Source organism: Streptomyces sp. NPDC037273 (assembly GCF_055603625.1).
This window is the reverse complement of sequence record NZ_JBVJVO010000013.1, coordinates 159,805-170,128: the sequence shown is the minus strand read 5'-3', so window position 1 is coordinate 170,128 and position 10,324 is coordinate 159,805. Positions and strand designations below refer to the sequence as shown.

The 10,324-nt window shown below is 74.0% G+C and carries 9 protein-coding genes; 8 read left to right on the top strand and 1 reads right to left on the bottom strand.

The features are described from left to right. Positions 1 to 118 precede the first annotated feature (118 nt). Genes ACZ7G1_RS29430 through ACZ7G1_RS29405 form a run of 6 tightly spaced genes read left to right on the top strand, consistent with a single transcriptional unit; the run spans position 119 to position 7,026 of the window. Entirely contained in the window at positions 119 to 1,036 is a 918-nt protein-coding gene (locus ACZ7G1_RS29430) for a GHMP family kinase ATP-binding protein (RefSeq protein ID WP_470871947.1), read from the top strand. Position 1,037: 1 nt separating this feature from the next. Continuing rightward, positions 1,038 to 2,093 (top strand): PLP-dependent cysteine synthase family protein, encoded by a 1,056-nt coding sequence (locus ACZ7G1_RS29425; protein ID WP_470871945.1) that lies wholly within the window; start codon positions 1,038 to 1,040, stop codon positions 2,091 to 2,093. Continuing rightward, complete coding sequence (locus ACZ7G1_RS29420) at positions 2,090 to 3,358, top strand: ATP-grasp domain-containing protein (protein ID WP_470871944.1); 1,269 nt, start codon at positions 2,090 to 2,092, stop codon at positions 3,356 to 3,358. The genes ACZ7G1_RS29425 and ACZ7G1_RS29420 overlap by 4 nt, the downstream gene beginning before the upstream one ends. Next, positions 3,355 to 4,866, top strand: a complete 1,512-nt coding sequence (gene argH / locus ACZ7G1_RS29415) for an argininosuccinate lyase (RefSeq protein ID WP_470871942.1) — start codon at positions 3,355 to 3,357, stop codon at positions 4,864 to 4,866. Before ACZ7G1_RS29420 ends, argH begins: the two co-directional genes overlap by 4 nt. Further along, positions 4,863 to 6,173 carry an MFS transporter gene (locus ACZ7G1_RS29410; RefSeq protein ID WP_470871940.1) on the top strand — a complete coding sequence of 437 codons (1,311 nt, stop codon included), beginning with the start codon at positions 4,863 to 4,865 and terminating at the stop codon, positions 6,171 to 6,173. Before argH ends, ACZ7G1_RS29410 begins: the two co-directional genes overlap by 4 nt. A gap of 55 nt (positions 6,174 to 6,228) precedes the next feature. Then, on the top strand, positions 6,229 to 7,026 hold the full coding sequence (locus ACZ7G1_RS29405) for a 4'-phosphopantetheinyl transferase family protein (RefSeq protein ID WP_470871938.1): 798 nt from the start codon (positions 6,229 to 6,231) through the stop codon (positions 7,024 to 7,026). Between the two features lie 21 nt (positions 7,027 to 7,047). Here the strand turns inward: ACZ7G1_RS29405 and ACZ7G1_RS29400 are convergent, their stop codons facing one another. Then, positions 7,048 to 7,299: an EF-hand domain-containing protein gene (locus tag ACZ7G1_RS29400; RefSeq protein WP_470871936.1), complete on the bottom strand. Its 252-nt coding sequence runs from the start codon at positions 7,297 to 7,299 to the stop codon at positions 7,048 to 7,050. 162 nt (positions 7,300 to 7,461) lie between these two features. Here ACZ7G1_RS29400 and ACZ7G1_RS29395 point away from each other — a divergent pair, with 162 nt between their 5' ends. Both ACZ7G1_RS29395 and recQ read left to right on the top strand, forming a co-directional pair. Next, positions 7,462 to 8,154 (top strand): DUF6215 domain-containing protein, encoded by a 693-nt coding sequence (locus ACZ7G1_RS29395; protein ID WP_470871934.1) that lies wholly within the window; start codon positions 7,462 to 7,464, stop codon positions 8,152 to 8,154. Between the two features lie 85 nt (positions 8,155 to 8,239). After that, on the top strand, positions 8,240 to 10,321 hold the full coding sequence (gene recQ, locus ACZ7G1_RS29390; protein ID WP_470871932.1) for a DNA helicase RecQ: 2,082 nt from the start codon (positions 8,240 to 8,242) through the stop codon (positions 10,319 to 10,321). Positions 10,322 to 10,324 lie beyond the last annotated feature (3 nt).

Here is a 10,324-nt window from a genome sequence, read left to right as displayed (position 1 = left end):
CATACTGCCGCCTGACCAGCCGGGTCGGTGCCGCCGTGCTGCTTAGCGTTGGGGATGTCCGCACGATCGGCCAGGCCTCGTGAGTGGTGCGGTCCGGCCCCCAGAGGAAGTCAAGGACATGGTGGATCATTCCGGTTGGCGGGTCGGCGTCGCCTCGGCCCCCATACATCACGGCGAAATTCTCCAGGGCGTCTTTCCCCACCAGGGCCAGCTGACCCGGGGGCTGGTCACGCTGCCCTGCACCGTGCATACGACCCGCGCGTCGTTCATCCCGGCGCGGGGCGAGGAGCTGACCGTCTCGCCGGCGTGGAAGACCAAGGCGATGCGCGCCGCGCAACTCACGGCGGAGGCCTGTGTCCCGCCGGGCGAGGGACCGGTCGGCGGGCACCTGGAGCTCACCGGCGACGTGCCGCTCTGCCGCGGCTTCGGCTCGTCCACGAGCGATGTCCTCGCCGCCGTCTGGGCCGTACAGGACGCACTGGTGAGCCCGCTGCCGCCCGAGGAGGTCGCGCGGATCGCGGTGCGGGCGGAGACGGCGTCGGACTCGCTGATGTTCAACGAGAGTTCGGTGCTGTTCGCCCAGCGCGAGGGCAAGGTCATCGAGGACTTCGGATACCGCATGCCCGCGGTACGGGTCCTCGGCTTCGGCTCACGGCCCGAGAACGAGGGCAAGGGCATCGACACGCTGGCCTTCCCGCCCGCCGAGTACGCCGGCGAGGAGCTGGAACTCTTCGCCGAACTCCAGGTGATGCTGCGCGAGGCCATCCACACCAAGGACGTCGCCCTCATCGGGGCGGTCGCCTCCGCCAGCACCGACATCAACCAGCGCCACCTGCCGATCCCCCGCCTCGACGGGCTGCGCGCCATCGTGCGGGAGACCGGCGCCCTCGGCATCCAGGCCGCGCACAGCGGGGACATCGCCGGCCTCCTCTACGACCGCGACGACCCGGACGTCGAGGCCCGCACCGAGCACGGCAAGCGACTGCTGCACAACATCGGCATCCACGAGCAGTGGATCTTCACGACGGGTGACTGACATGACTACGACCACGATCGCGGGCGCCGTCAAGCTCCACGACTCGGTGGTGGACGCCACCGAACTGCCCCGCATCATCCAGGTGACCGACAACCTCTACGCCGCCGCGTTCAGCCTCATGAAGCTGCTGCCCGCGCGCTACATCGTCGACCGCGCCGAGGCCGCGGGACTGCTGCGCCCCGGCACCCGGGTGATCGAGACCTCCTCCGGCACCTTCGCCCTCGGCCTGGCGATGGTGTGCCGGCTGCGGGGCTACGACCTGACCATCGTCGGCGACAACGCCATCGACCGCGACCTGCGCAACCGCCTCGAAATGCTCGGCGCCACCGTCGAGATCGTCGAGTACGCCGGTCAGGACGGCGGCATCCAGGGCGCCCGGCTCGCCCGCGTCGCCGAACTCCAGCGGCTCCACCCCGACAGCTTCGTCCCCGGCCAGTACGACAACCCCGACAACCCCGGCGCCTACTCCGTGGTCGCCGACCTCATCGGCGAGACCGTCGGCTCCGTGGACTGCCTCGTCGGCCCGGTCGGCTCCGGCGGCTCCACCGGCGGCCTCGCCGCCGCCCTGCGCCCCGCCGACCCGGCCCTCCACCTCGTCGGCGTCGACACCCACGGTTCGATCATCTTCGGCACCCCCGACGGCTCACGCACCCTGCGCGGCCTCGGCAGCAGCATCCACCCGGGGAACGTGCGGCACAGCGCCTACGACGAGGTGCACTGGGTCACCGCCCCCGAGGCCTTCCACGCCACCCACGAACTCTTCCGCAACCACGGCCTGTTCATGGGCCCCACCAGCGGCGCCTCCTTCCAGGTCGCCTCCTGGTGGGCCGCCCGCAACCCCGGCAGCGAGGTCGTCATGGTGCTCCCCGACGAGGGCTACCGCTACCAGTCCACCGTCTACAACAACGAGTGGCTCCGCGCGGAGGGCATCGTGCCCGCCCCCACCGCCGGCCCGGTCACCGTCGACCACCCGCTGGACGCCCCCGCCTCCTGGACCCGGCTGATCTGGGCCCGCCGCGGCTTCGACGACGTCATGACGCCGGAGGCCCAGGCATGAGCACCCCCCTCCTCCTGCTCGTCGAGTCCAACACCACCGGCACGGGACGACAGTTCGCCCAGCGGGCCCGCGCCCTCGGCGCCGAACCGGTGCTGCTCAGCGCGGACCCGGCCCGCTACCCGTACGCCGCCGAGGACCGGCTCCGCACCGTCGTCGTCGACACCGCGGACGGCGAAGCCCTCTGGGCCGCCGTCACCGGCCTCGCGGCCGAGGCGCCGATCGCCGGGGCGCTCTCCAGCTCCGAGTACTACGTGGCCACCGCCGCCGACCTCGCCCGGCGGCTCGGCCTCTCCGGGCCGTCCGCCGACGCCGTACGGGCCTGCCGCGACAAGTCCGTACAGCGCCGCACCCTGGCCGAGGCCGGCGTGCCGGTCCCGCTCTTCTCGGTCGCCGGCGACGTCGGCGAGGCCCTCGCCGCCGCCCAGTGGATCGGCGGCCCCGTCGTCGTCAAGCCGGTACAGGGCTCCGGAAGCCTCGGCGTACGCCTCTGCCGCGACCGGGACGAGGTCGCCGAACACGCCGGCGGGCTCCTCGCCGCCACCGTCAACGAACGCGGACTCAGCACCCCCGGCCTGGTGCTCGTCGAGCAGTACCTGACCGGACGCGAGTACTCGGTCGAGGTCTTCGGCGAGCAGGCCGTCGTCACCGTCGCCAAGTACGTCGGCGCCCCGCCGGTGTTCGTCGAGACCGGGCACGACGTCCCCGCCCGACTCCCCGACGTCCAGGCCGCCGCGCTCGTCGACACCGCCGTCCACGCCGTCAAGGCACTCGGCCTCGGCTGGGGCGCCGCCCACGTCGAACTCCGGCTCGACGGCGACACCGCCCGCGTCATCGAGGTCAACCCCCGGCTCGCCGGCGGCATGATCCCCGAGCTCGTACGCCGGGCCCGCGGCGTCGACCTCGTCGGCGCCCAGGTACGGGCCGCGCTCGGCGAGGACGTCGACCTCACCGGCACGGCGGACGCCGCGGGCGCGGCATCCATCCGCTTCCTCACCGCCGGCACCGACAGCGTCCTCACCGACGTCACCGGCGCCGAGGCCGCGGCCCGCGCCGTGCCCGGCGTCGTCGACGCCTCCCTCTACCGGGAGGCCGGAACCGTCCTCGCCCCCGCGGAGGACTTCCGGGGCCGGGCCGGCCACGTCATCGCCGCCGGACCGACACCGGAGTCCACCGCCGAGGCCGCCGGGACCGCCCTCGCGCACGGCCTCGCCACCGCCCTCGCGCCCCTGGCCGCCCAGCCGCTCAGGGAGGCGGTGCCGGCATGAGCACCGCGATACCCGGGCAGCCGGAGGCCGGCGTCGACACCGGACGGCTGCGCACCGGGCTCGACCCGCGCGCCCACCACATCGTCTACGACCAGTACCGGCCCGACGCCGGCGACCCCGTCGGCGGCGAACTGCGCCTGATCAGCGAGGTGGACCGGGCCCACCTCGTGATGCTCACCGAACGCGGCATCGTCGACACCGCCCGCGCCGGCGCGCTCCTCGACACCGTCGAAGCCCTGCGCGCCGACGACTTCGCGCCCGTACGCGAACGGCCCATGCCCCGGGGCCTTTACCTGGCCTACGAGGGCTGGCTCGTCGACGAGCTCGGCCAGGAGACCGGCGGCGTCCTGCACACCGGGCGCTCCCGCAACGACCTCAACGCCACCACCGTACGGCTCAAGGTCCGCGGCCCCTACGCCGAACTCCTCGACGAAGTGGCCGCCCTCGCACGGGTCCTCCTGGAACAGGGCGAGGCGTACCAGGACGTCACCATGCCCGCGTACACCCACGGCCAGCCCGCCGTGCCCATCAGCTACGGCCACTACCTCACCGGCGTCGCGGGAGCCGTGCTGCGCTCGCTCGCCGGACTCCTCGACGCCGGGCGGGAGATCGACGTCAACCCGCTGGGCGCGGGCGCCGTCGGCGGCACCTCCGTGCCCGTCGACCCGGCCCGAACCGCCGACCTGCTCGGCTTCACGGCCGCCGCACCCCACTCGGTCGACGCCGTCGCCTCCCGCGACTTCGCGCTCCGCATGCTGTCCTCGGCCGCCGTCCTCGGCGTGCTCCTGGCCCGCGTCGCCCGCGACCTGACCTGGTGGACCACGGAGGAGTTCGGGCTCCTGCGGATGGCCGACGACCTCGTCGGATCCAGCTCGATGATGCCGCAGAAACGCAATCCCTTCCTGCTCGAACACATCCAGGGCCGCTCCACGTCCGCGCTCGCCGGCTTCACCGGCGCCGCCGCGGCCATGTCCACCGCCGGCTACACCAACGCCATCGCCGTCGGCACCGAGGCCGTACGCCACCTGTGGCCCGGCCTCGCCGACACCACCCAGGCGGTCACGCTGCTCCGGCTCGTCGTCGCCGGAGCGCGGCCCGACCGCGAGCGCATGCGCGCACGCGCCAGGGACGGCTTCACCTCCGCGACCTACCTCGCCGAACGCCTCGTCGTCGACGGCACGCCCTTCCGCACCGCCCACCACATGGTCGGCGAGACCGTCCTCGCCGCCCTCGACAACGGCACCTCCCTGGCCGACGCGGCCCGCGCCCACCCCGGCGTGGCCGAGGCCGCCGCCGGATACCCGGCCGACTGGCTCGACCCGGAGACCGTGGCCGCGGCCTGCGCCCACGGCGGCGGCCCCGGCGGCACCGCCCAGACCGAGGCGCTCGCCCGGGCGCGGGCCGAACTCGCCGCCCTCACCGCCGAGTCGGACGCCCGCCGGGCCCGCTGGGCCGACGCCGCCGAACGGCTCGGCAGCGAGGTCGCCAAGGTGGTGGCCGCCCGATGAGCGAAGGCCCGCCGGGCGGGCTGCTGCGGCAGCGCGACTTCCGGCTCCTATGGGCGGGGGAGACCACCAGCCGCTTCGGCAGCAACATCACCGGCGTCGCCATGCCGCTCGTCGCCGTCGTCACCCTCGACGCGAGCACCTTCTGGGTCAGCGCCCTGGCCGCCGCCGCCTGGCTGCCCTGGCTCTTCCTCGGGCTGCCCGCCGGCGCCTGGGTGGACCGGCTGCCCCGCCGCCCGCTCATGATCGCCTGCAACCTCGCCTCGCTGGTCCTGCTGCTCAGCGTGCCGGCCGCCGCCTGGCTCGACGTGCTGACCATGACCCACCTGCTCGTCGTCTCCCTGCTCACCGGCCTCGCCAACGTCTTCTTCTCCATCTCCTACCGGGTCTACCTGCCCGCCGTCGTCAGCCGCGAGCACCTCACCGAGGCCAACGCCAAACTCCAGGGCAGCGAATCGGCCGCGCAGCTCGCCGGACTCGGCGGCGGCGGCCTCCTGGCCGGCGCGTTCGGCGCCGTCACCGGACTCCTCGCCGACGCCGCCACCTTCCTCGCCTCCACCCTGTGCCTGCTCGGCATCCGCGCCGAGGAACCCCCGCCCAGAAGACCCGAGAAACCCACCGCCCTCCGCCAGGACGTCGCGGAGGGCCTGCGGCACACCGTCCGCGACCCCTACCTGCGCGTCCTCACCGCCTACGGCACCGTCACCAACCTGCTGCTCACCGGCTACCAGGCCATCCTCACCGTCTTCCTCGTCCGCGAACTCCACGTCGGCGAGGCCATGGTGGGCTGGCTCCTCGCGGGCAGCAGCGTCGGCGGCCTCCTCGGAGCCGTCGTCGCCACCCCGATGGCCCGACGCTTCGGCACCGCCCGCGGCATGCTCCTCTGCAAGTTCGCCACCGCCCCCTTCGGGCTGCTCATCCCCCTCGCCGAACCCGGCTGGCGGGTCGTGCTGCTCCCCGTCGGAGGCGCCGTCCTCGCCCTGGGCGTCGTGTCCGCCAACGTCATCCAGGGCTCGTTCCGCCAGCAGTACTGCCCGCCGCGGCTCCTCGGCCGCGTCACCGCCAGCGTCTCCGTCGCCAACTTCGGTGCCATCCCCATCGGTTCGCTCCTCGGCGGGGTGCTCGGCGGCGTGCTCGGGCTGCGCCCCGCGCTCTGGCTGCTCACCTGCGGCCTCGCGGTCAGCTCCGCCCTGCTCCTCGCGGGCCCGCTCCGGTCACGGCGCGACCTGCCCACCGAACCGCCCGGCGACTCCGACGACCCCGCCGAGCCGGCGGGCACCCACCAGTACTCCACACCCGAACAAGGCTGATCCGTCCCGACGGCCATCCGCGTCCGCGCATCCGTCACCGAACAGGAGGGGTCCCGTGAGTGATCCCAGAAGCGGTTCCAGGAGTCCCGCGAGCGGCATCCTGCTGCCCGCACCCGCGCCACCGCCGCGTGCCCTGCCACGCCCCGGGTCCCTCGACCTGTGGCTGCTCAGGGTCTCCGACGCCCGGGGCACCGGGCTCGACACGGCCGTGCTCGACGCCACCGAGCGGCAGCGCGCCGCAGGCCTCGCGTACGCGGAGGACCGGGTCCGCTTCACCGCCGCACATCTGGCCCTGCGCCGGCTGCTCGGCACGTACCTCGACATGCTGCCGCAGGACATCCACTACGGCCGGGAGACCTGCCCCTGCTGCGGCGGCCCGCACGGACGGCCCACCGTCCTCGGCGCCACCCGCGGCCTGCACTTCTCCCTCTCCCACCGGGGCGACCTCGTCCTCGTGGGAACGGCGGTGGCGCCCATCGGCGTCGACGTCGACCTCGTCGCCGACCCCGGCGGCGCCGCGGAACTCGCCGCCATGCTGCACCCCGCCGAACAGCGCGAGATCGAGGCCCTGCCACCCCCGCGCAGGCCTCGCGCGCTGGCCCGGCTCTGGACCCGGAAGGAGGCCTACCTCAAGGGGCTCGGCACCGGCCTCGGCCGCGACCCGGCCGCCGACTACGTCGGCTCCGGCAGCCCCGAAGGACCCATGCCCCCCGCCGGCTGGACCCTGCTCGACATCCCCGTCGACCGCGGTTACGCGGCGGCCGTCGCCGTCCACGGAGAGCTGACCACGCCGTCCCCGCGCGTCAACCGGCTCTCCGAGAGCGACATCCGCGGAGACCCGCCGGACCGGTAGGGAGACGGGCGGGCGCCGGCCTCACCAGCCGAAACGGCGGTCCACCAGAGCGGCGAACTCCGCGAAGCTGAGGACACGGTCGCCGTTCAGGTCGGCCTCGTCGAACAGCGCCGAGGCGGCGTCGTCGTCCCCGACGCCCCAGACCGGGATCACGCCCTGCGCGGCCAGGGTCGGGCCCTTGGCCCGCAGGGCGCTGATGACCTCGGCCCGCGTCAGGGTGCCGTCCCGGTCGAGGTCGAGCGCGTCGAAGAGAATCCGGGCCTTGTCGCTCATCACGTGTCCTGTCCGCCGTCGGCGCCGGATCGGCCGACGCGTGCCGTACGGAAGGACGCGGGAACCGGCCCGCGAGTTGCCTGGCGGAACCCCGTTGTCGACAGCGTCTTCCCAGGTTAGGGTCCCCGGGCACGCATCGGGGGATCACCGCAGGTGGGGGACATGGCACACGACATCGACACGCTTCCGAAGGGCGCGGGGGTCTGGGGGCAGGCCATCGCGGCCCTGGTCCTCGGAGGAGCGCTCGCCGGCGGCTTCTGGCTGCTGGCCAAGACCGGCGACGCGGACGGCGGCCCGGCGAAGCCCGTCGCCTGCTCGCAGGGCGAGCCCGCCAAGACGCCCGGTCAGGTCTCGGGGACCCAGCTGTGCCGGACGCTCCACCGCCCCGACCTCGCCGCGCTGCTCGGCACCCCGACGGAGATCGCGAAGGGCACCGGCCACAGCGACGGGTCCTTCAGGCTCGGCGGCGGCAAGGAGACACCGCACCCCTCCGGCCAGGTCGAGTTCGACACGTACACGGTGGTCCTCGCCGCCACGTACGACCGCCTCCCCGTCGGCGAGTCCGCCTCCTACCTGGGACCCGACGCGCGGAAGACCACCCTCGGGGGCCGCCCGGCCGTCCTCTACTCCGACGAGACGCTGAAGATCAGCTTCCGGCTCGACGGCGGCGACTCCAAGAGCGGCCCCGGCGTCCCCGCCCGCGTCCTCTCCGTCGCCCAGGACCCGAAGGACGGCGGCGGCTCCTACGAGCTGACCCTGTGGCGCACGGACGGGGGCGTGCCCGACGACGACGTACTGCTCCGCGTCGCGAACACGGTCCTGCCCACGATCCCGGGGTGGCGGACCGCCGGATAGCGCGTCCAGGCCCTCCGCCGGGAGGTTTTCCACAGGTTGCCGCCGGCGGGACCAGGGTGTCGGTGGGGGCGGCTAGGCTTCGGGAATGGTCCTTTCCGACGAATCCACCGAGATCTCCGACGCCGCGCGGGTCCTTCAGCGCGTCTTCGGATACAGCTCCTTCCGGGGCGAGCAGCAGGAGATCATCGAGCAGGTCGTCGGTGGCGGCGACGCGCTCGTGCTGATGCCGACCGGCGGCGGCAAGTCCCTCTGCTACCAGATCCCGGCGCTCGTCAGAGACGGCACCGGCGTCGTGATCTCGCCGCTGATCGCGCTGATGCAGGACCAGGTGGACGCGCTCAGGGCCCTCGGCGTGCGGGCCGGCTTCCTCAACTCGACCCAGGACCCGTACGAGCGGCAGGCCGTCGAGCAGGCCTTCCTCGCCGACGAGCTTGACCTCCTCTACCTCGCACCCGAGCGGCTGCGCACCGAGGGCACGCAGCGGCTGCTCGACCGGGGCACGGTGTCGCTCTTCGCGATCGACGAGGCGCACTGCGTCGCCCAGTGGGGCCACGACTTCCGGCCCGACTACCTCGCCCTGTCGATGCTCCACGAGCGCTGGCCCAAGGTGCCGCGGATCGCCCTGACCGCCACGGCGACCGAGGCCACCCACGCCGAGATCGCGGCGCGCCTCGGCCTCGAGGACGCCCGGCACTTCGTCGCGGGCTTCGACCGGCCGAACATCCAGTACCGCATCGTCCCCAAGAACAACCCGCTGAAGCAGCTGCTCGACCTGATCAGGACCGAGCACGACGGGGACGCCGGAGTCGTCTACTGCCTCTCGCGCTCCTCGGTGGAGAAGACCGCCGCCGCCCTCGTCGAGCACGGCATCGACGCCGTGCCGTACCACGCGGGCATGGACGCCCGGGCGCGAGCCGCCAACCAGTCCCGCTTCCTGCGCGAGGACGGCGTCGTGGTCGTCGCCACCATCGCCTTCGGCATGGGCATCGACAAGCCCGACGTCCGCTTCGTCGCCCACCTCGACCTGCCGAAGTCCGTCGAGGGCTACTACCAGGAGACCGGCCGCGCGGGCCGCGACGGGGAACCGGCCACGGCGTGGCTGGCGTACGGCCTCCAGGACGTCGTCCAGCAGCGCAAGCTCATCGACGGCTCCGAGGGCGACGAGCAGCACCGCCGCGCCCTCGGCATGCACCTGGACGCCATGCTCGCGCTCTGCGAGACCGTCGACTGCCGCCGGGTCCGGCTCCTCGCCTACTTCGGCCAGTCCGGCGAACCGTGCGGCAACTGCGACACCTGCCTCACCCCCGCCGAGTCCTGGGACGGCACCGTCGCCGCCCAGAAGCTGCTGTCCACCATCTGGCGGCTGGCCAAGGAGCGGCGCCAGAAGTTCGGCGCCGGCCAGATCATCGACATCCTCCAGGGCAAGCGCACCGCCAAGGTCATCCAGTTCGACCACGACGCCCTGTCCGTCTTCGGCGTCGGCGCCGAGCTCGGCACCGCGGAGTGGCGCGGCGTCGTCCGCCAGCTGCTCGCGCAGGGCCTGCTCGCCGTGGAGGGCGACTACGGCACCCTCGTCCTCACCGAGCAGAGCGGCGACGTGCTCGGCGGCCGCCGCCCCGTCCCCCTCCGCAAGGAGAAGGCCCCCGCGGCGGCGTCCCGCAAGGAGGCCCGCTCCGGCAAGAGCGCCCGCGTCCCGGTCGACCTTCCGGCCGCCGCCATCCCGGTCTTCGAGGCCCTCCGCGCCTGGCGGGCCGCGACCGCCCGCGAGCAGGGCGTTCCGGCGTACGTCGTCTTCCACGACGCCACCCTCCGTGAGATCGCCACCGTCTTCCCCGGCACCGTCGAGGAGCTCGGCACGGTCGGCGGCGTCGGCGAGGCCAAGCTCGCCAAGTACGGCGAAGGCGTCCTCGCCACCCTGGCGGAATGCGAGTCGCCGGGCGCGACGGCGGCCCCGGACCCGGCCTCGGCTCCGGCCGCCGGCCCGGACGCGGCGCCGGCCCCGGCGCCCGCACCGGCCAAGACGCCCGCACCGGCCAAGACCCCTGCGCCGACCCGGGCCCTGGCCCCGACGTCGGCCCGGGCAGCGGCCCCCGCCCCCGCCCCGCACGACGAGGGCCCGGTCTGGGACGAGAGCGAGACCGAGCCGCCGTGGGACGAGTGGGAGTAGAAG